Source organism: Paenibacillus wynnii, assembly GCF_000757885.1.
In the GTDB taxonomy this organism is placed as follows: domain Bacteria; phylum Bacillota; class Bacilli; order Paenibacillales; family Paenibacillaceae; genus Paenibacillus_AQ; species Paenibacillus_AQ wynnii.
The window spans coordinates 2,542,808-2,562,553 of sequence record NZ_JQCR01000002.1; the positions used below are offsets into that span (position 1 = coordinate 2,542,808).

The window sequence follows — 19,746 nt, forward strand, 5'->3', positions numbered from 1 at the left end:
AGCTTTTAAGGGGGAGCAAGAAGCATGACATCTACTTTTCACTCGATCGAGACGGCGAGACGCAGTTTGTTCACACAGACGGCAGCTTTAAATACAACCGGACATAATATCGCCAATGCCAATACAGAGGGTTACAGCCGTCAGACCGTTAAGATGACTGCCTCCCGTCCCATTGAAGCTTATGGACTTACCAAATCTACGGTTCCAGGTCAGTTAGGCACAGGCGTAGAATTCGGATCTATTGAACGTGTCCGAGAGTCCTTTTTGGATAATCAATTCCGTGATGAGAACTCAGCTCTCGGCAACTGGACTATCCAGTCGAATACACTAGACAAGCTGGAAGCTATCTTTCAAGAGCCTTCCGATACCGGAATCAGTACCGTGATGAATAACTTTTGGAAGTCCTGGTCTGACCTCAGTAAGAATCCTGCAGACAGTACAGCTCGTAAGATTGTAGTTCAAACTACACAATCCATGACGGACGCTATGAACTATTTGAGCAGACAGCTTGATAATCTGAACACGGATTTAGCATCCAATATTGCTGTTAAAGGCACCGAAATACAGACGTATCTTTCTTCAGTAGCTGAACTTAACAAATCTATCTTCAGAATTGAGAGCTTGGGTGACAAAGCAAATGACCTGCGTGATCAACGTGATCTATTCGTAGACAAGCTTTCAAAGATTATTAATATCAATGTAGTTGAAACGGAGAGTGGGTTTAACGTTTCATTAGGAAGTCAACCGCTGGTTCAAGGTTTCGCGGTTTCAGCTACTACCGATAGTGCTTTTTTGAACTCAGCTTATGGCGATGGTTTATCGGGTGATATGAAATCTGGCGAGGTCTATGGAATGATTGCTTCCAGCAAGAACTATGTGGCTGATTACAAGAAACAGCTCGATAATATAGCTAATACCATTGCTACTGGTGATATAGTAGTAACTCTTCCTAAAGGCTCTGTACTTCCAGAAGGAACTATCCTTACCAATGATGTCACTGTAACCAAGGCGGATGGATCTACTGCTACTATTACCGCGGGATCGCTGTTTCCTATAGGTGCTACCTTGAATTCAGATGTAAAAACAACGGTTCAAGGGCTAAACGGGCTTCATCAACTAGGTTATACAATGGATGGTACTCTCAATCCAGGCAAACCTCTGTTCACAATTACAGGTGATGGAACGGCCATTACGGCCGGGAATATTACCCTTAACGCTGAAATTGCTGCGGACAGCAACCTCTTGGCAACCTCCCTTCGAACTACTGGAACGGGAACTGCCGAAGCAGTAGTAAAAGGCAATAATACATTAGCACTCTTGTTAGCTACTCAGCAGACGGGTTCTTTTAAATCTCCATCATCGGGGATTACAGCAACAGCAGACACCTTTTACAAATCACTGGTAGGACAACTTGGTATTCAATCACAGGAAGCTACACGCCAAACCGAAAACTCCAATTATCTGGTGGAGCAAGTAAATGCGCGTCGTCAATCCGTCAGTGGAGTTTCCCTGGACGAGGAAATGGCCAACATGCTAGTGTTTCAACACGCTTACAGCGCGGCGGCACGGTTCATGACCACTTATGATCAATTACTAGATAAATTAATTAATTCTACCGGCGTCGTAGGCAGATAAGATAGGGAGGAGGATAACACCATGTTAAGAGTTACCTCGAATATGATGAATTCACAGCTGTTGCTTAACTTGAACCGCAATGCTCGTACTATGAATGATACACAACTTCAGTTAGCAACAGGCCGTAAGCTTAATAAACCTTCGGATGATCCGGTCGGAATTACTTATTCCCTCCGTTATCGTGCGGAGCTTTCATCGAATGAACAGTACCAGAAAAATGTAGATAGCGCGATATCTTGGCTTGATTACAATGATACTGTAATGACTCAAGCAGGGGATGTAATTCAACGGTTGCGGGAGATTTCTGTGCAAGGTTCTAATGGTACTAATCCACAAACAGCTTTGGACAGTATTAATGCTGAGGTAAAACAACTTAAAGCACAACTGGTTGATATAGCAAACAGCCAATTAAATGGGAAATATATTTTCAATGGCCAACAATATGATGCGAAACCTTTCGACTTCCCTACTGGAGCAGATGGGATGCCTGATACTTCAGGAGCCGCACTTATTACAACGGATAGTGGGAATGTCAATTATTCGGTAGGTGAAAGTGTACAGCTTCCTATTAATGTAACAGGCAGCGAAGTTTTTGGAGGAGTAGAAATTGATAATATTTTCTCCATAATAGATAGGATCTCTAACGCATTGGCCTCGGGAAACATAACTGGTGTATCAGCTGAGTTGAATAATATAGATACACGTAACAATAAAATGTTATCTTTGCAGGCTGATATAGGTGCAAAGACCAACCGGATCGAATTAATGCAGAGCCGATTGAGTGATTTAGAAGTTAACCTTACCGACCTTCAATCAAAGACAGAGGATGGAGACTATGCAGAATTGCTGATGAAATCCAAGGTTCAGGAGAATATCTATAATGCCTCCCTGTCAGTTGGTTCCAAGATCATTCAATCAACCCTAGTTGATTTTATTAGATAGAGGGAGGTGTGACCCTTGCTTCAATCAATACTGCAAATCCGCCAAACCCCTGCTTTAATTGGTATTGATGCTGATCCAGGAACATACTCCATATCTCAACCCAAAGCTGATGTTAACATAACGACTACTCCGGGAGAGTGGGATATCCAACAGTTTAAGCCTGAGTTGACCATTGATCAATCTCGTGCATGGGCAGCCTATAATGGCGGAAATATGCTAGAAATGAACAAGCGTATTTATTCCGGTATTCAACAGTTGTATCTTCAGGGTATCGCGAAGAGGGTAGAGCAGGGTAACCGTATGATGGAGTTTTTTAAGCCTGGTAACACAATTGCGGAGATCTACGGAACAGATACTGAGCCGAATTCATTCCCGGAGATGCGTGGACCAGCCTCATATGACAATGTAGATATTCATTTTGAGACACGATCGCCTACGATAAATTTTCGACCCGCTGAGGTTAATATTCAAGTGGAGAGACATCGTCCTGAAATTGAATATACCCGTGGCAAGTTAGATATATATATGCAGCAGTATGCTTCTGTGCAGTTTATTCCACCAGAATTGAATGTTTAACATAGCCTCTAGCTATAGAAGTGCCAGAATGCACCTCTGTAGCTTTTCTGCTATATATGTGGAGTTACAAAATTTCTAATGAGGAGTGAATCACTTGATTATAGAGACACTATCATGGGGTAAACTTGAACTGAAGGATGAACAAATGTATCATTTCGCTAAAGGAATACCTGGTTTTGAGGAAGAAACTGATTTTGCACTGTTAATAATGGAGACGGCCCCCTTTTGGTATCTGCAGTCTATTAAGGATATGGAACTGTCCTTTGTGCTTGTTGATCCTTTTTTATTCTACCCATCATATGAGTTTGAACTGCCAGATGAAGAGGCTGAAGAATTAGGTATTAGTGCTGATGTGGTTATTCGCTGCATTATTACATTAAAAGAGCAGGTTGAGCATTCAACTATTAACTTGCTAGCTCCTATTGTTTTTAATCCTAATGAACATACAGGTAAACAAATCGTTCTGCACAGATCACCCTATCATACGAAGCATAAATTGATTAATGAACAGTCGACTATAGATGGAAAGGATGGTGGGTGATATGCTCGTTCTTTCACGCAAAAAAGGAGAATCTATCGTGATTGGGGACCAGATTGAAGTGGTAGTCCTTAGTGTGGAGGGGGATACGATAAAATTAGGTATTTCGGCACCGAAGCATGTTGATATATTCCGTAAAGAAGTATATCTATCTATACAGGAAACCAACCGTGAATCTGCTGCCCCGCTACAGGTGGACCTTCATATGCTAATAGATAGGCTTCGAGAACATAATTGACTATATCTGGTGCTTTAAATCGTATACAAAGACTACTGAACCCGAGAATTCTGCATTTGCAGACTCGGGTTTTTTGATATTAAGCAAATATATTTAAGATTTATTAAAAAAAGTTCAAAATGCTCTAATCAGTTGGGGACATGCTGTCGATATATGTATTAGACGCTGATCCGGCAGGGCGGCCGACCTTAATGGTTTGGCGTTTACCACATGGATGTGGAACTAACTTAATTTCAGGGAGGAAATATCAAATGATTATCAACCACAATATTACTGCTCTTAACACACACCGTCAACTGGCAACTAACACGCAAGCAACTAGTAAAAATATCGAAAAATTGTCTTCTGGTCTTCGTATCAACCGTGCAGGTGACGACGCCGCAGGCTTGGCAATTTCCGAAAAAATGCGTGGTCAAATTCGCGGATTAGATCAAGCTTCACGTAACTCCCAAGATGCAATTTCGATGATTCAGACTGCTGAAGGCGCATTGAATGAAACTCACTCCATCCTGCAACGTATGCGTGAACTTGGAGTTCAATCTGCCAATGATACAAATACTTCCGCTGACCGTACTAACGTTCAGGATGAAATGGATCAATTAGGTAAAGAAATTGACCGTATCCGTAGTACTACTCAGTTCAATACCAAAAATCTATTGGATGGTTCAATGGAAAAAGGTGTTGCTGCAGCTGTAGCTAACATTAACACCAACACAGCTGTGAAAACAGCTACTGTGAGTGTTGCTACTGATGCACTGACAACTTTGACCGATGCTAATGGCAACAACTTGGGAATTACTGCAACAGATAAAATCGAAGTTTCTTACGTGAAAGACGGTACGACAGTTACTAACTCTTTCACTGTAGGCGCTTTGACAACTGCGGCTCTTGGAACAACTAATGGTGCTGCGGACGATACAGATACTGCTTTGACTGTAGATGCTACTGGCAATTTGTTGATGACTGCTTCTAACACTGGCTTTGGTGGTGCTGTTAACGGTCTGACTGTAACAGTTAAGGATTCCAATGGTAATGTACGTACAGGAGCAACAAATGCTTTGTCTAGCTTCACAGAAACAACAGCTGCTGCTAACATTCAAACTGACGGTCAAGCAACATTCCAAATCGGTGCCAACACTGGTCAAAACATCCAATTGGCAATCAAAGATATGGGTACTGCTGCACTTGGAGTTAAAGACCTTAAAGTTGGTAACCAAGGTCAAGCTAACGTTGCTATCAAAGTTATTGACAGCGCAATGTCAAAAGTTTCAACAGAGCGCTCTAAACTTGGTGCTACACAAAACCGTTTGGAACACACAATTAACAACTTGAACACATCTTCTGAAAACCTGACTGCTGCTGAATCCCGTATTCGTGACGTAGATATGGCGAAAGAAATGATGAGCCAAACTAAGAACAGCATCCTTGCACAAGCTGCACAAGCTATGTTGGCTCAAGCTAACCAACAACCACAAGGCGTTCTGCAATTGCTTCGTTAATATTAAAGTAACGCTTCAACGTTTTACACAGAAAGGCCTTGGAATTATTCAAGGCCTTTTCTTTATAATATGCCTCCAAATAGCTAAGAAGGGAGGGCGAACATGAGAATTAACCATAACGTAGCTGCTCTTAATACGAGCAGACAGCTAGCTACCAATACGTTTGAGACTAACAAATCAATTGAAAAGCTATCTTCTGGATTACGGATTAACCGGGCTGGCGACGATGCCGCAGGGTTGTCCATTTCCGAGAAAATGCGTGGACAAATCAGAGGGTTGGCACAAGCACAGCGTAATATCCAAGATGGGATTTCCCTTATCCAGACTAGTGAAGGTGCACTGACTGAAGTACACAGTATTCTCCAACGCAGCAGAGAATTAGCAGTTCAAGCTGGGAATGACACAAACACCAATGAGGATAAACAAAATATCCAGAATGAGATCGATCAACTGCGGAATGAAGTTGACAAGATTGCTAACTATACTGAATTTAACACCATCAAGCTGTTAAATAAGCCAGCATCCACGGGAACTGCAATTCTGGACAACCTGCAAAAGGGATGGCTTGCAGCCAGTGAGAAGCTTGTGCAGGATACGTTTGGTATCGGGGGTAAAAATTCAAACTTTTCCATTATTCTCGATACTACGATTGATGGTCCAGGAAATACTTTGGCTATGGTTCAATATAGTTTTACACCTGGGGTGCCGGGACCTGGAGGCAATCTGCAGCTTCATTTGGATATGGCAGACTTTACAAATAGTACTTATCCAAATGGCGGCGGCTTCATTGCTAATGACCGGATCATTGCCCACGAGATGACCCATGCAGCTATGGCTGCTTCAATTAATATTTCCACGGGTATGCATTCTTGGTTTATGGAAGGTACCGCTGAAGCTGTGCAAGGGGCTGATGAAAGGCTTTCATTCTCAATGGGAGGCATGACGTCTCAGCAATTGGCAGATCGAATTGGAACAGGGTCTTCGGCTTGGGGTGGTACGAGTGATGACTATTCTATGGGTTACGCTGCAGTTCGGTATTTAGATTACTTAATTTCCAATAATGGTGGGAGTGGAGTCAAGGATATCATCACTAATATGGCTTCCAATACAACATTAGAGCTTGAAGATGCGATTAACGCAAATGTTCAATTAAACGGTTTGGGGATTAACACACTCGCAGATTTTGCGACCCAATTTAGATCGGCAGCAGCTGGCGGCGGTGTTCATTATATTAATACTGTCCTGATCCCGGCTTTAGCCAATTCTGATACTGGGTCTATCCTCGGTTCAGATCGGGCTTCTTCTATAGGCGGCGGAGCTGCCGTGAAAAATAATTCAGATGTTGTAGATGAATCGGGCTATGGAACAATTACCAGCGACCCCTTGACCAGTTATGTTGAGATATGGCCGTCTAACACTACTGCGGACAGTATTCATATTCAAGTAGGGGCAAACTCTGATCAACATATGGATATTCAATCAACAGATGTTCGTTCATCTAGCTTAGGCATTTCTGCAGCAGATGTTATCACAAATGCAGGTGCGGCAATAACAATCTTTGATAGTGCAATTAAAAACGTTTCAATGTTCCGTTCAAGCTTGGGAGCTCTTCAAAACCGCTTAGAGCATTCGCTTTTAATTGCCCATAACAGTGAAGAGAATCTAACTGCCGCAGAATCCCGCATCCGAGACGTTGATATGGCTAAAGAAATGATGTCACAAACCAAGAGTAATATTCTTGCCCAAGCTGCCCAAGCAATGTTGGCTCAAGCCAACCAGCAACCGCAAGGAGTATTGCAATTACTCCGTTAAATTTCTTTCCTTTTCAGATGCCCCGGAGAATTCCGGGGCATCTTCTATTTTATATTAGAGAAGTCCTAAATTATCCCTGAAACTAACCGATATATAATATAAAATGAGCGTTGGTGGAGGTCGGGGTTTATGAATTTACAGTTTTCAATTTCTGCTAATCCTATTACGGGACAGAGCAGAACTGAAGTAGCGACTAGTGACAGAGCGGCAGCACCTGATAAGGAAGTGGCTTCTATCCGCAATGCCAAGGATATGAGTCTGAAGGAGAAACAGGGCGTTAACGTATCTGTTGCTGAAGAGCAGCTTATCCGAACTATAGAGCGGGCCGTAAAGTCTCTACAGGGACCCCAGACCACGCTGGATATCAGCATCCATGAGAAAACGCATGATATTATGGTAAAGGTTATTAATAAAGATACGGGTGAACTTATCCGTGAAGTCCCAGCAGAGAAAACTCTAGATTTATTAGCTAATATGATGGAAATTGCAGGTATATTGGTCGATGAGAAAATATAAGATTGTGAGGTGAGTGATGTATGGTAACAAGAATTAATGGCTTTTCTGGAATGGATGTCGATTCAATGGTTAAGAACTTGATGACTGCGAAGCGTATTCCAATGGATAAATTATCCCAGCAGAAGCAAACCATGCAATGGACAAGAGATAGCTACCGTGAAATGAATAGTAAGTTTGTTGATTTCCAAACAAATAAGCTCAACAGGACCTATGGTCTTTCCGCAGCTATGAATTCACAAAAAGCTGTGACATCCGGTAATACAGATGCCCTTAAAGCAGTAGCTAGTGCTAATGCGAACGGTGTTGATATGACAGTGAGTATTACTCAATTAGCTTTAAAGGGTATGCTTGAAACTAACGGTAAAGGTTCTACATTTACGGCATCATCGACCCTGACGGAACTGGGAGCCGCCTCACCTGGTACTTATAATCTTAATGTGAATGGTCAGGCTTTCAGCTTCACCTCAGAAACACCAATTTCTACGATTATATCTAAAATAAACTCTAATGCTGATGCCAAAGTAAGTGCGAGCTTCGATGAAATTAAGGGGAAACTAATAGTTACCTCTAATACACTGGGTGCAACTGGTGAAGTTAAGCTTGGGGTAGGTGCAACTGATAACACTCTACTAGATGTTTTTGGCGGGGTTAAGCAGAATACATTTGGAAAAGATGCTATTGTATTTATAAATAATACCAAGATGATTAAGAATAATAATACCTTCACGGTTAATGGAGTATCGCTTACTTTATTAGCTACAACTGTAAACTCTATTGACCCTACTATAGATCCATTTGATTCAGGAGAGGCAAATAATCCAACTAAAATTACTATACAATCCGATCCAACAAAAGCGATAGATACGATTAAATCTTTCGTTGCAGACTATAACAACTTGTTAAGTGCAATGAATAGTAAAATTTCTGAAGAGAAATATCGTGATTTCCCTCCATTAACAGATGAACAAAAAGTTGATATGAAAGAAGATGACATCACAAAGTGGACGGAAAAGGCAAAGAGTGGCGTACTGAAGAATGATGATATTTTAAGATCCACTATCTCAAATATGAGAACCCTTATTTCTGAGAAAATTGGAAGCCTTAGCTCAATAGGGATTACTACTGGTCAATATTATGAGGGGGGGAAACTTTACTTAGATGAAGAGAAGCTAACCAAAGCATTAAATGCTAACTCTCAAACGGTAGCAGAACTATTTCAAGGATCGGAAAGTGCCCCTAAAGATGGGATATTTGATAAGTTAGCTGCCAAAATAGATAATAGCTTAGATAGCTTAGCGAAAAGAGTAGGAACTAATAAATTCTCTACAGATATAACTAGTGCCTATAATGAACAAAGTGTAATGGGGAAAAGACTCAAGGAGTATAACTCTCGTATAAGCGATATGTTAACTAATCTGAGTAATGCTGAGACTCGATACTACAAACAATTTTCCGCTATGGAAACCGCAATGAATAAATTAACAGCCCAGTCCTCGTCTCTTTTATCCAGTATGGGACAATCTTAAACTAGAAGGTGACATAAATGATTACATCTCCATATGAGAAATATCGCCAGTCTTCTATACAAACATCAACTCCTGCACAGTTGGTAATTATGTTATACGATGGTGCAATACGTTTTGTTCGAACAGGTTTGGATGGACTGAAACAGCAAGATGTTGAGAAGACAAACCTTAATTTTGGAAAAGCTCAGGCAATTGTCAGCGAATTAATGAGTACCTTGGATCAATCTTATGAAATCTCCAAAAGTCTCTCTTCTCTATATGAGTATACAAACTTTCTTTTAATTGAAGCCAATATCCGTAAAAACCCGGAAAAAGCAGAAGAAGCCATAGGCTATTTAACAGACCTCCGGGAAACTTGGCTTCAAGCTTCGAAACTTGCCTCAGGGCAGACACAGGCTGAAGGCGCTAATGGATGAACTCATTCAGCAACTTGATCAGCTAACCAATGATATTTTAGACCGCCTTCACGAAGCTCCTTACGAGCAACTAGAATTTTTCGTAGAAGATCGTCAGAATCTTGTCGACTCGATTGCAGCTATGGTCTCATCCTGCCAACCGACATTTGCACAAAAGCTAGCTATTCGTCGAATCATGGAACAGGATTCTGCGATTCTCGCTCGAATGAATGCTTTACGTCTTGAGGCTCAAGACTGGCTACAGAAGCGTAATCAGGCCAAAGCCCAGCGCAATGCGTATGAGTCAGGCTATGCTCCGGAGAGTATTTTAATGGATCGAAAAAAATAATATATTAAGATGTTTCAGAATAGGGGCATGCGGGTATTAATACTCGTCTGCCCCTATTCTATTCTTATAACACTACAAAACTTTCTGAATATTTAGTCGATTTATGTCTGGTAAATTATTGAATGTAAACATTTACTTTTCCAATTGACAATAAAGAAGTAGCGGTGTTATAGTCAGAATTGTGAGCAAGACTCACATTCATTTGATGACGAAGGGAATGTTTGAACAATGGAAGGTAAAGTAAAATGGTTTAACGCAGAAAAGGGATATGGCTTTATCGAGACTTCTGAAGGTGGCGATGTATTCGTACATTTCTCCGCAATCCAAACCGACGGTTTCAAAACTTTGGATGAAGGCCAATCTGTTGAGTTCGACATCGTTGAAGGCGCACGCGGACCACAAGCAGCTAACGTAATCAAGTTATAATCATCCGGCGAAGCCGACCTACATATATGGTAGATGGTTAGCAAACTGAGACGAATAGCACAAGACTCTGGAAGAAATTCCGGGGTCTTTTTTATTTTCCTGGGTTGTATTAGAAATGCTTTTTACTTAGCGCTAACAATTTGGTATAATGGAGGAGCAAAGGAGGAGTGCTTATGCAATTCAGCATTCGAGGTCAACAATTTGAAGTGACTGAGGCATTGAAAGAGTATGTTGATAAGAAGCTCAACAGACTAGAGAAGTATTTCGATGCACCCCCTACCTCTGAAGGAAATGTAACGCTTAGCGTTGTTCATGGCCTTCATACGGTGGAAGTGACCATTCCGCTAGCAGGTGTAACTCTTCGTGCGGAAGATCGCAGCGACGATATGTATGCGTCCACTGACGCTGTATTGGACAAGCTGGAACGTCAAATTCGTAAACACAAAACCAAACTCAATCGTAAGTTCCGTCAGGAAGGAAGCCTGAAGACACTCTTTGTGGAAGGAGCCAACGGCGCAGTTGCTGTTGAAGATCAGGATATCGATGAATTGGAGGTTGTACGGAATAAGCGTTTCACTCTGAAACCAATGGATGTGGAAGAAGCAATCCTGCAAATGAACATGGTCGGCCACAATTTCTTTGTATTCTCCAATATTGACACCTCAGACGTGAGTGTCGTATACAAACGCAATGACGGCAAGTATGGACTAATCGAACAGGATTAATCAAGTGCGCTGTGAGCTTGTGCCAGAGTACTACAATCGCCTTATAGCTTCTTTAAAATGAAAATAATTAATCGAGTCCCTATTCGTGTGAAGCGAATAGGGCTCTTGTGCGTATATAATAGATAATGTTGCAAGAAAATGGGGTTATGGTCGCTTGTATTGCGGCATCTCTTACAAACTGTTACAATTTATGAAGCAGCGGAATCGACTTTTTAAATGCGGCCCTTTCAATCTCGTAAGGATGGGCTCGATTCCACCATCTGTGTTGCATGAAAGGGGTTAACCATGCTAGGACTTGTTAAAAAAATATTTGGTGACACTAATGAACGTGACGTAAAACGTCTCATGAAGACGGTAGAAGTAATTAATGGATTGGAGCCAACCTTTAAGGCACTTTCCGATGAAGAATTGAGCGCCAAGACAAGCGAATTCCGTGCGCGGATAGAAAAGGGTGAGACACTGGAGGAAATTCTTCCTGAGGCCTTTGCTACCGTACGTGAAGCATCTGTCCGGACTCTAGGCATGCGCCACTTTGATGTGCAGTTGGTCGGAGGTATGGCTCTGCATGAAGGTAGAATCTCAGAGATGAAGACCGGTGAAGGTAAAACGTTGGTGGGTACATTACCCGTGTACTTGAATGCCCTGCTTGGTAAAGGTGTACACGTAGTTACGGTCAATGATTATTTGGCTCAACGTGACAGTGCTCAAATGGGACAAATCTATAACTTCCTGGGCATGACGGTCGGGGTTAACCTGACAGGCATGGACCATGCTGATAAACAGGATGCCTACGCATGCGACGTTACGTACGGCACGAACAATGAATTTGGTTTCGATTATCTGCGTGACAACATGGTGCTCTATAAGGAGCAAATGGTACAACGCCCATTATATTTCTGTATTATTGATGAAGTGGACTCTATTCTTATTGATGAAGCGCGGACACCGCTTATTATTTCAGGACAAGCAGAGAAGTCAAACGAACTGTATTATGCGGCTGATCGTTTTGTGAAGAAATTAACCATTGAGGAAGACTACACGGTAGATATCAAAGTAAAATCTGTTGCCTTGACTGAAAAGGGTGTAGCTACAGCAGAGCGTGCTTTTGGAGTGGAGAATTTGTATGACCAAGCTCATGTAACCCTCAACCATCATATTGTTCAAGCGCTCAAAGCAAATGTTATTATGCGCCGCGACGTGGATTATGTGGTTACTGAAGATGAGGTTGTTATTGTTGATGAATTTACAGGCCGTCTAATGGCTGGTCGCCGTTACAGCGATGGGCTGCATCAGGCGATTGAAGCGAAGGAAGAGATTGAAGTACAGAATGAGAGCATGACGCTCGCAACAATCACCTTCCAGAACTATTTCCGGATGTACCGCAAGCTGGGTGGCATGACAGGTACAGCGAAGACAGAAGAAGAAGAATTTAAGAAAATTTATGGCCTTGAAGTGCTTCAAGTGCCTACGAATAAAGTCAATCAACGTGCAGATGCACCTGATGTTGTGTATAAAAGTGAGAATGGCAAGTTCAATGCAGTTGTAGAGGAAATTGTGGAACGCCACAAGAAAAATCAACCTGTATTGGTAGGTACAGTATCTATCGAGAATTCCGAACGTCTGTCGGAAATGCTTAAGCGTAAGGGTGTAAGACACCAAGTACTGAATGCCAAGCATCACCAAGCCGAAGCGGAGATTATTTCACATGCAGGGCAACCGGGCACTGTTACAATTGCGACAAACATGGCTGGACGCGGAACAGACATTATTCTGGGTGAAGGTGTAGCGGATCTCGGAGGTCTGCATATTATTGGTACGGAGCGTCATGAATCACGTCGTATCGATAATCAGCTGCGTGGTCGTGCGGGCCGTCAGGGTGACCCTGGTTCAACCCAATTCTATTTATCGCTTGGCGATGAACTCATGAAACGTTTTGGTGCAGATAATGTACTGAACATGATGGACCGTCTTGGCTTTGAAGAAGATCAACCTATTGAGAGTCGGATGATTACCCGTGCTGTTGAATCTGCCCAGAAGCGGGTAGAGGGAAACAACTTTGATATCCGTAAGGTTGTCCTGCAGTATGATGACGTTATGAACCAACAGCGTGAGATTATCTATAAACAACGCCGTGAAATTCTGGAGTCTGACAACATTAAAGACACCGTAGTTGAGATGATCAAGCCTGTTATTGAACGTGTTGTAGAAGCACATTGCAGCGATGATATTCCTGAGAACTGGGAACTTCAAGAAGTAGCGGACTATGTCAACAGTAAGCTGTTGGATGAAGGTGCTTTGACTCGTGATGATCTCTGGGGTAAGGAATCTGATGAAATCATCGAGTACATTTTTGCGCGTGTTCTTGAGAAATACGCTGCCCGTGAAGAACGTCTTGGTGCTGAATTGGTACGTGAATTCGAAAAGGTTATCGTACTGCGTTCCGTGGATAGCAAATGGATGGATCATATCGATGCGATGGATCAGCTTCGTCAAGGGATTCACCTTCGTGCCTACGGCGGTACCGACCCGCTTCGTGAGTATCAGTTCGAGGGCTTCCAAATGTTCAATGAGATGAGCGCTAATATTCAGGAAGAAGTTGCGACTTATATTATGAAGGCGCATATCGAGACGAATCAGGAGCGTCAATCTGTTATAGAAGAGGACAAAATCTCTACCAATGCCGAACCCGCTGAAAAACGTCCGGTACACGTAGAATCGGCCATTGGCCGTAACGATCCTTGTCCTTGCGGCAGCGGCAAGAAGTATAAGAATTGCCATGGACAGAACGCATAAGTTTAGCAGAAACTGCTTTCATGCCCTTTGGGCAATATAACAACAAAGAGCGGCCTGGGCCCGGGGGATCCCCCCGTTTGCGGCCCGGCCGCTTTTTTGGACTTTTGTCTTTCCGGTGATAGTTAGCGAAGCAGGCGGAATTGTTCTGGAGAAGCGTAGCGTTTGCCTTTGTCTCCGGAAAATTACCTTTTAAAAGTTTTATCAAAGTTTCTGGGGACAACAGCAATCGGAAGAATAATCCGCCAGCGAAGCGCCAAATATCACCTCGAATTCAACAAGTCCAACAGCGCAAGACGCAAACTTACTTTTGAAAGGTGAAGTGAACCATATGATAGATCCTACTGTGAAACAGGACCTGCGTGAAATAGGCAAGAAACTAACCAACCTTAGGGGGTCACTTTGACTTAGATCTCAAGCAGGAGATGATTGCCAACTTTGAAGAGAAGATGGCTGCTCCAGGTTTCTGGGATGATCCTGACAAGGCGCAAGGTGTCATCGCTGAAATGAATGCCGTGAAGTCATCCGTAGATCAATACGAGAAGCTTCAAGTGGAATATGATGATACGAGTATGATGACGGAGCTTGCGGATGAAGAAGGCGATGATGAATTGGCGGCTGAAACCGCAGCGTCTATTCGTTCTCTTTTGGCAAAGGTGGATGAGTTTGAATTACAGTTGCTGCTTAATCAGCCTTATGACAAGCTAAATGCTATTCTGGAGCTGCACCCTGGAGCCGGGGGTACGGAGTCGCAAGACTGGGGCCAAATGCTGCTACGTATGTATACCCGTTGGTCGGAGAAACACGGATTCAAGGTGGAAGTTCTTGATTATCTGCCGGGCGATGAGGCAGGAATCAAGAGTGTAACTCTCCTTATCAAAGGCTTCAATGCCTACGGATACCTGAAAGCCGAAAAAGGCGTACACCGTTTAGTGCGTATTTCTCCATTTGACTCCTCGGGACGACGCCACACTTCATTCGTGTCCTGTGATGTTGTACCTGAAATTAAAGAGGATATCGAAGTAGAAATTCGTACAGAGGATTTGAAAATCGATACGTACCGTGCTACTGGAGCCGGTGGACAGCACATTAACACGACTGACTCTGCTGTGCGGATTACTCACTTACCCTCTGGGGTTGTAGTAACCTGCCAGAACGAGCGCTCCCAGATCAAGAACCGGGAACAAGCCATGACGATGCTGCGTTCCAAGCTCTATGAGCGTAAGCTGCAAGAGCAGCAGCAGCAATTGGATGAGATTCGTGGCGATCAATCGGATATTGCCTGGGGTAGTCAGATTCGCTCCTATGTATTCCATCCCTATAGTATGGTAAAGGATCACCGTACCTCCGTGGAAACCGGTAATACAGGAGCGGTTATGGACGGCGATTTGGATGCTTTTATTGATGGTTATTTACGCAGCCAAATTAAGACTGAGGCTGAATAAAGATCGTATGATTCCTGCGTACCCTTGGGTCATCTTTCACACCTGAAGGAGATTTATCATGCAAAAAATAAATTCACGCAGCAAGCCCCCGCTTATTCCGCTCAACGGGCCGGTGCGACATACAGTTGATATCATTATGATTGTGATAGGTTCACTTATTACAGCGATTGCATTTAATATCTTTATGCTGCCCAATCGAATTGCTTCAGGCGGAGTATCGGGTTTGTCCGTACTAGCACAGTCATGGTTGGGAGCGGAGCCTGCTTTTACTCAATGGGCGCTTAATATCCCGTTATTTGTACTTGGAGTGCTATTTCTGGGTAAGCAATATGGAGTGCGTTCTTTGCTGGGCAGCTTTGTGTTACCGTTATTTATCTATTTCACCAGGGATTTTCCTGTTCCCACGCATAATCCTTTGTTGGCTTCTATATACAGTGGAATCGGTGTAGGTCTGGGTCTGGGGCTGGTGTTCCGGGGACGGGGTTCAACGGGGGGCCTCACCATTCTGGCTCAGATTATTCAAAAAGTATCCGGCCTGAGCTTTTCAATGTCTGTAGTCTTGCTGGATGGCACGGTGATTACATTGGCCGCTTTTGTACTCGGAATGGAGCAGGCACTTTATGCTCTAATCGGGCTTTTCGTAACGGGCAGGGTAATCAATACACTCGAAGTAGGCTTCAGCAATACAAAAGTTGCATATATTATATCGGATCAAACGGAGGAGATCTCTCAGGCTATTTTACATGACTTGGACCGTGGGCTGACGAAGCTGAACGCTCAAGGCGGTTATACCGGAGATCATCGTACCGTACTGATGGTAGTGGTTGGACAGAATGAAATTACGAGGCTTAAGGCTATAGTTCGCTCTGTAGACCCAGGGGCATTTGTAATTATTACGGAGGCTCATGAGGTGCTGGGCGAAGGTTTTAAAAGAGAAGCGTAAATCCCTGATCAGGAGAGGCAGCGCTTCTCTTTTTTTATTTTAATAAATGACAAAGCGTTGTATTTATATTAATCCGGTTGTATAATAATACATATTTGCATAACGGCTGATTTATCATTGGATAACTATTGAAGAGAATATATATAGATACAGAAAGCGGGGATGACAATGAATGGCAAGCTAAGAGCGGCGATAGTAGGATCAACGGGATACGGAGGCGTGGAGTTGATTCGACTGCTGCAAAGCCATCCCAACGTGGAGATCACATCGGTCATTTCCTCATCCAGTGCAGGGGTACCGATTGAAGAAGGCTTTCCGCATTTAACGGGAGTCTTTGAACGGAGTCTGGATGGTGTGGAGGCGGCTGAAATCGCGAGTCGCGCGGATGTTGTTTTTACGGCTACGCCGTCGGGGGTAAGTGCCAAGCTTGTACCGCAGCTGCTGGAGGCTGGACTGAAGGTCGTGGATTTATCCGGTGACTTCCGGCTCCGGGACGGTGCAGAGTATGAACAATGGTATAAGCACCCGGCTCCGGACGATGTCTATTTGCAGCAGGCGGTGTACGGACTATCTGAGGTGTATGGAGAGCGTGTGGCAGGTGTGGATTTCATTTCTAACCCAGGCTGCTATCCCACAGCGACCCTGCTTGGTCTTATCCCGGCCATTGAAGCAGGTTGGATAAAGCCTGAAAGTATCATTGTAGATGCCAAATCGGGAGTGTCCGGTGCAGGTCGCGGAACTAGTCTGATGGTCCATTATGCAGAGATTAATGAGAATTTTAAGGCATATAAAATAAATAAACATCAGCATATTCCGGAAATTGAGCAGGTACTCAGCGATATCGCCGGGGAAAAAGTAACCATAACCTTCACCACGCATCTCGTGCCGATGACTCGGGGCATTATGACGACGATCTATGCAGGGATGAATGATAAATACAGCGAGCAGGATTTTGTGGACTTATATCGTAAGTATTATACTGGGAGACCCTATGTCCGTGTAAGAAATGCAGGGATTGTTCCGGCTACCAAAGAGGTAAGCGGTTCGAACTATTGTGATATCGGATTTGCGACGGATGCCCGAACAGGGCGGGTTACCATTGTGTCGGTCATTGATAATATTGTAAAAGGTGCAGCAGGGCAGGCGATTCAAAACCTCAATTTAATGATGGGATGGGAGGAAACCCTTGGACTTGGCTACACACCAGTGTATCCATAAGAACCAGCGGTAACTATACAATGAGCGAGCACTTATTCACCGTCGTTGAAGGCGGGAGCATTACTACACCTAAAGGTTTTAAATCGGGGGGGCTGCACTGCGGTCTGAAAAAAACCGAGCGTAACGATCTCGCAGTCATTGTGTGTGATGTTCCGGCTACGGCTGCAGCAGTGTATACAATGAATGTATTCCAGGCGGCGCCGCTTAAAGTGACTCGTGAGAGTCTGGCGAATGGCATACTGCAGGCTGTGGTGGTCAACAGCGGCAACGCCAATGCTTGTACCGGTGAACAGGGTGAATCGGATGCTTATGAAATGCGCGCTGCTACAGCACGTCATCTAGGCATAGATGAGAATAATGTGGGAGTAGCCTCCACTGGCGTTATTGGTGAGCTTTTGAAAATGAACTGCGTTCGGACGGGAATCGCTGAGTTACCGGAGAAGCTGAATGACGGAGCAGTCGGTGCGGAGGAGTTCTGCCAAGCGATTTTGACAACGGATCTGGTGAAAAAAGAATGCTGCGTTAAGGTTCTGATAGGCGGAGTTGAAGTTACAATCGCAGGAGCGGCTAAAGGCTCGGGGATGATTCATCCCAATATGGCGACTATGCTGGGTTTTATGACTACAGATGCTGACATTCATCAGGAAGATCTGCACAGTCTGCTGCGTGAGGCGACCGATGTCACTTTTAATATGATTACAGTGGATGGCGATACGAGCACTAACGATATGTTGATCACGATGGCAAGCGGTTTTGCCGGAAATGACACACTGAATAGACTCCACCCGGATTGGGATGCTTTTGCTGCTGCATTCACTTATGTGTGCCAGACTCTTGCCAAATCAATCGCCCGTGATGGCGAGGGTGCCGCTCATTTGATCGAAGTGATTGTCCAAGGAGCGGTGAACGAGCATGCTGCGCGTGCGATCGCGAAGACGGTGGTAGGCTCCAGTCTGGTGAAATCTGCGGTATTCGGTGCGGATGCGAACTGGGGACGAATTATTGCGGCGGTAGGCCGTGCAGGTGTTCCGGTATCTCCGGAACGGGTGGATATTTCACTTGGGAGTATCAAGGTGCTGACACAGTCGATGCCGGTTGCTTTTGATGAAGAAGAGGCTTTGGCCTACTTGCAAGGAGATACGGTGCTTATTACGGTAATTCTGCAGGACGGAGACGGTTCCGCAACAGCGTGGGGCTGCGACCTTACTTACGACTATGTGCGCATTAATGCGGCTTATCGTACCTAACATCTGTGACTGATAAAGCCAAGTAGGAAGGACCGATAACTAACATGACACAGAGCGGAACTCTTAATCCTAATAAAAAAGAAGACTTTAAAGGTTTGTTCGTCATGAAATGTGGGGGCAGTACATTGGCGGCGCTCCCGGATTCATTTTTTGAGGATCTGCGGGAGTTGCAGGAGACGGGGTTTCAGCCTGTCATCGTCCACGGGGGCGGTCCTGCCATATCAGATAACCTAGCCAAGCTGGGCATTGAGAGCCGCTTCGTAAATGGCCTGCGGGTGACGACCGAGGAAGTGCTGGATGTAGTAGAGATGACGCTTGCCGGAAGTATTAACAAAGCCATTGTGCGGCGTATCCAAGGCAGTGGGGGGCAGGCCCTTGGCTTGTCAGGTGAAGATGGGAACTTGATCCTAGCACGTCCTGTGGCCAATAGCGCCGAGGTAGGTCTTGTCGGGGAGGTAACGGGGGTAAAGGCTGAGATTGTGACAGGTATCCTGTCTATGGGATATATTCCTGTAATTGCACCCATTGGTGTCGATGCTGAGGGCCAGCGCTATAACATTAATGCAGATACAGCGGCTGGAGCTGTGGCCTCCTATGTGAACTCACCCAAAATGATTGTAGTCACGGATGTTCCGGGAATTATGAGTACAGTAGAGGGTAAGAAGATTGTTCTTCCCTCTGTGACTGTTCAGGATATAGAGGACTTGATTGAGAGCGGAGAGATTTACGGGGGCATGATCCCTAAAGTGCGTGCCGCTATGGATTGTATACAAGGCAGTGTGTCGGAGGTAGTCATCGTAGATGGTAAAGAACCTAGAGTGCTTAGCCGGGTGCTGCAAGGTGAAGAACTGGGTACACGCATAATACGGTCAAACTAAATTTGCTGCCAGCCGGGCAACCGCAGAAGCAGGGTGGGAGAGTGACTT

General features: G+C 44.2%; 19 protein-coding genes. All 19 read left to right on the plus strand.

Translation table 11 applies throughout. The features are described 5' to 3' along the window. Positions 1-24: 24 nt before the first annotated feature. The 19 genes from flgK to argB all read left to right on the plus strand — a co-directional run bounded on the left by flgK (position 25) and on the right by argB (position 19,698). The gene (flgK, locus tag PWYN_RS13990) at positions 25-1,635 is read left to right on the plus strand and encodes a flagellar hook-associated protein FlgK (RefSeq protein WP_036652624.1); all 1,611 of its coding nucleotides are present in this window, start codon (positions 25-27) and stop codon (positions 1,633-1,635) included. Between the two features lie 21 nt (positions 1,636-1,656). Then, the gene (flgL, locus tag PWYN_RS13995; RefSeq protein ID WP_036652625.1) at positions 1,657-2,577 is read left to right on the plus strand and encodes a flagellar hook-associated protein FlgL; all 921 of its coding nucleotides are present in this window, start codon (positions 1,657-1,659) and stop codon (positions 2,575-2,577) included. Between the two features lie 15 nt (positions 2,578-2,592). After that, on the plus strand, positions 2,593-3,153 hold the full coding sequence (locus PWYN_RS14000) for a DUF6470 family protein (RefSeq protein ID WP_036652626.1): 561 nt from the start codon (positions 2,593-2,595) through the stop codon (positions 3,151-3,153). An 85-nt stretch (positions 3,154-3,238) separates the two neighbouring features. Continuing rightward, positions 3,239-3,694 carry a flagellar assembly protein FliW gene (gene fliW / locus PWYN_RS14005; protein WP_240479738.1) on the plus strand — a complete coding sequence of 152 codons (456 nt, stop codon included), beginning with the start codon at positions 3,239-3,241 and terminating at the stop codon, positions 3,692-3,694. A 1-nt stretch (position 3,695) separates the two neighbouring features. Further along, positions 3,696-3,929 carry a carbon storage regulator CsrA gene (csrA, locus tag PWYN_RS14010; RefSeq protein WP_036652628.1) on the plus strand — a complete coding sequence of 78 codons (234 nt, stop codon included), beginning with the start codon at positions 3,696-3,698 and terminating at the stop codon, positions 3,927-3,929. Between the two features lie 251 nt (positions 3,930-4,180). Next, positions 4,181-5,428 (plus strand): flagellin N-terminal helical domain-containing protein, encoded by a 1,248-nt coding sequence (locus PWYN_RS14015; protein WP_036652629.1) that lies wholly within the window; start codon positions 4,181-4,183, stop codon positions 5,426-5,428. Positions 5,429-5,530: 102 nt separating this feature from the next. Then, complete coding sequence (locus PWYN_RS14020; RefSeq protein ID WP_036652630.1) at positions 5,531-7,240, plus strand: flagellinolysin; 1,710 nt, start codon at positions 5,531-5,533, stop codon at positions 7,238-7,240. Between the two features lie 129 nt (positions 7,241-7,369). After that, a complete protein-coding gene (locus PWYN_RS14025) occupies positions 7,370-7,756 on the plus strand; it encodes a flagellar protein FlaG (protein WP_036652632.1) in 387 nt (128 codons plus the stop codon). A gap of 20 nt (positions 7,757-7,776) precedes the next feature. Beyond that, on the plus strand, positions 7,777-9,282 hold the full coding sequence (fliD, locus tag PWYN_RS14030; RefSeq protein WP_036652634.1) for a flagellar filament capping protein FliD: 1,506 nt from the start codon (positions 7,777-7,779) through the stop codon (positions 9,280-9,282). A gap of 17 nt (positions 9,283-9,299) precedes the next feature. Next, positions 9,300-9,698 (plus strand): flagellar export chaperone FliS, encoded by a 399-nt coding sequence (gene fliS / locus PWYN_RS14035; protein ID WP_036652635.1) that lies wholly within the window; start codon positions 9,300-9,302, stop codon positions 9,696-9,698. Beyond that, the gene (gene fliT, locus PWYN_RS14040) at positions 9,691-10,026 is read left to right on the plus strand and encodes a flagellar protein FliT (RefSeq protein ID WP_036652636.1); all 336 of its coding nucleotides are present in this window, start codon (positions 9,691-9,693) and stop codon (positions 10,024-10,026) included. The genes fliS and fliT overlap by 8 nt, the downstream gene beginning before the upstream one ends. A 228-nt stretch (positions 10,027-10,254) precedes the next feature. Continuing rightward, complete coding sequence (locus PWYN_RS14045; protein WP_036652637.1) at positions 10,255-10,452, plus strand: cold shock domain-containing protein; 198 nt, start codon at positions 10,255-10,257, stop codon at positions 10,450-10,452. Positions 10,453-10,625: 173 nt separating this feature from the next. Further along, positions 10,626-11,177, plus strand: a complete 552-nt coding sequence (gene hpf / locus PWYN_RS14050; protein ID WP_036652638.1) for a ribosome hibernation-promoting factor, HPF/YfiA family — start codon at positions 10,626-10,628, stop codon at positions 11,175-11,177. Between the two features lie 285 nt (positions 11,178-11,462). Then, complete coding sequence (secA, locus tag PWYN_RS14055; protein ID WP_036652639.1) at positions 11,463-13,970, plus strand: preprotein translocase subunit SecA; 2,508 nt, start codon at positions 11,463-11,465, stop codon at positions 13,968-13,970. Positions 13,971-14,298: 328 nt separating this feature from the next. Then, a protein-coding gene (prfB, locus tag PWYN_RS14060) for a peptide chain release factor 2 (protein ID WP_157261156.1) occupies positions 14,299-15,412 on the plus strand; the annotation gives its coding sequence in 2 pieces (ribosomal slippage) (positions 14,299-14,370 and positions 14,372-15,412; 1,113 coding nt in all). 58 nt (positions 15,413-15,470) lie between these two features. Further along, positions 15,471-16,355 carry a YitT family protein gene (locus PWYN_RS14065; protein ID WP_036652640.1) on the plus strand — a complete coding sequence of 295 codons (885 nt, stop codon included), beginning with the start codon at positions 15,471-15,473 and terminating at the stop codon, positions 16,353-16,355. Between the two features lie 168 nt (positions 16,356-16,523). Next, positions 16,524-17,573: an N-acetyl-gamma-glutamyl-phosphate reductase gene (gene argC / locus PWYN_RS14070; RefSeq protein WP_036652641.1), complete on the plus strand. Its 1,050-nt coding sequence runs from the start codon at positions 16,524-16,526 to the stop codon at positions 17,571-17,573. 20 nt (positions 17,574-17,593) lie between these two features. Then, on the plus strand, positions 17,594-18,820 hold the full coding sequence (argJ, locus tag PWYN_RS14075; RefSeq protein ID WP_036652642.1) for a bifunctional ornithine acetyltransferase/N-acetylglutamate synthase: 1,227 nt from the start codon (positions 17,594-17,596) through the stop codon (positions 18,818-18,820). A 44-nt stretch (positions 18,821-18,864) separates the two neighbouring features. Continuing rightward, complete coding sequence (gene argB / locus PWYN_RS14080) at positions 18,865-19,698, plus strand: acetylglutamate kinase (RefSeq protein WP_052087948.1); 834 nt, start codon at positions 18,865-18,867, stop codon at positions 19,696-19,698. Positions 19,699-19,746: the final 48 nt, after the last annotated feature.

Excerpts from the sequence above, each read along its gene's own strand:
- flgK (WP_036652624.1), top strand. The coding sequence starts at position 25 with ATGACATCTACTTTTCACTCGATCGAGACGGCGAGACGCAGTTTGTTC.
- flgL (WP_036652625.1), top strand. The coding sequence starts at position 1,657 with ATGTTAAGAGTTACCTCGAATATGATGAATTCACAGCTGTTGCTTAAC.
- csrA (WP_036652628.1), top strand. The coding sequence starts at position 3,696 with ATGCTCGTTCTTTCACGCAAAAAAGGAGAATCTATCGTGATTGGGGAC.
- PWYN_RS14015 (WP_036652629.1), top strand. The coding sequence starts at position 4,181 with ATGATTATCAACCACAATATTACTGCTCTTAACACACACCGTCAACTG.
- PWYN_RS14020 (WP_036652630.1), top strand. The coding sequence starts at position 5,531 with ATGAGAATTAACCATAACGTAGCTGCTCTTAATACGAGCAGACAGCTA.
- PWYN_RS14025 (WP_036652632.1), top strand. The coding sequence starts at position 7,370 with ATGAATTTACAGTTTTCAATTTCTGCTAATCCTATTACGGGACAGAGC.
- fliD (WP_036652634.1), top strand. The coding sequence starts at position 7,777 with ATGGTAACAAGAATTAATGGCTTTTCTGGAATGGATGTCGATTCAATG.
- fliS (WP_036652635.1), top strand. The coding sequence starts at position 9,300 with ATGATTACATCTCCATATGAGAAATATCGCCAGTCTTCTATACAAACA.
- fliT (WP_036652636.1), top strand. The coding sequence starts at position 9,691 with ATGGATGAACTCATTCAGCAACTTGATCAGCTAACCAATGATATTTTA.
- PWYN_RS14045 (WP_036652637.1), top strand. The coding sequence starts at position 10,255 with ATGGAAGGTAAAGTAAAATGGTTTAACGCAGAAAAGGGATATGGCTTT.
- hpf (WP_036652638.1), top strand. The coding sequence starts at position 10,626 with ATGCAATTCAGCATTCGAGGTCAACAATTTGAAGTGACTGAGGCATTG.
- secA (WP_036652639.1), top strand. The coding sequence starts at position 11,463 with ATGCTAGGACTTGTTAAAAAAATATTTGGTGACACTAATGAACGTGAC.
- PWYN_RS14065 (WP_036652640.1), top strand. The coding sequence starts at position 15,471 with ATGCAAAAAATAAATTCACGCAGCAAGCCCCCGCTTATTCCGCTCAAC.
- argC (WP_036652641.1), top strand. The coding sequence starts at position 16,524 with ATGAATGGCAAGCTAAGAGCGGCGATAGTAGGATCAACGGGATACGGA.
- argJ (WP_036652642.1), top strand. The coding sequence starts at position 17,594 with ATGAGCGAGCACTTATTCACCGTCGTTGAAGGCGGGAGCATTACTACA.
- argB (WP_052087948.1), top strand. The coding sequence starts at position 18,865 with ATGACACAGAGCGGAACTCTTAATCCTAATAAAAAAGAAGACTTTAAA.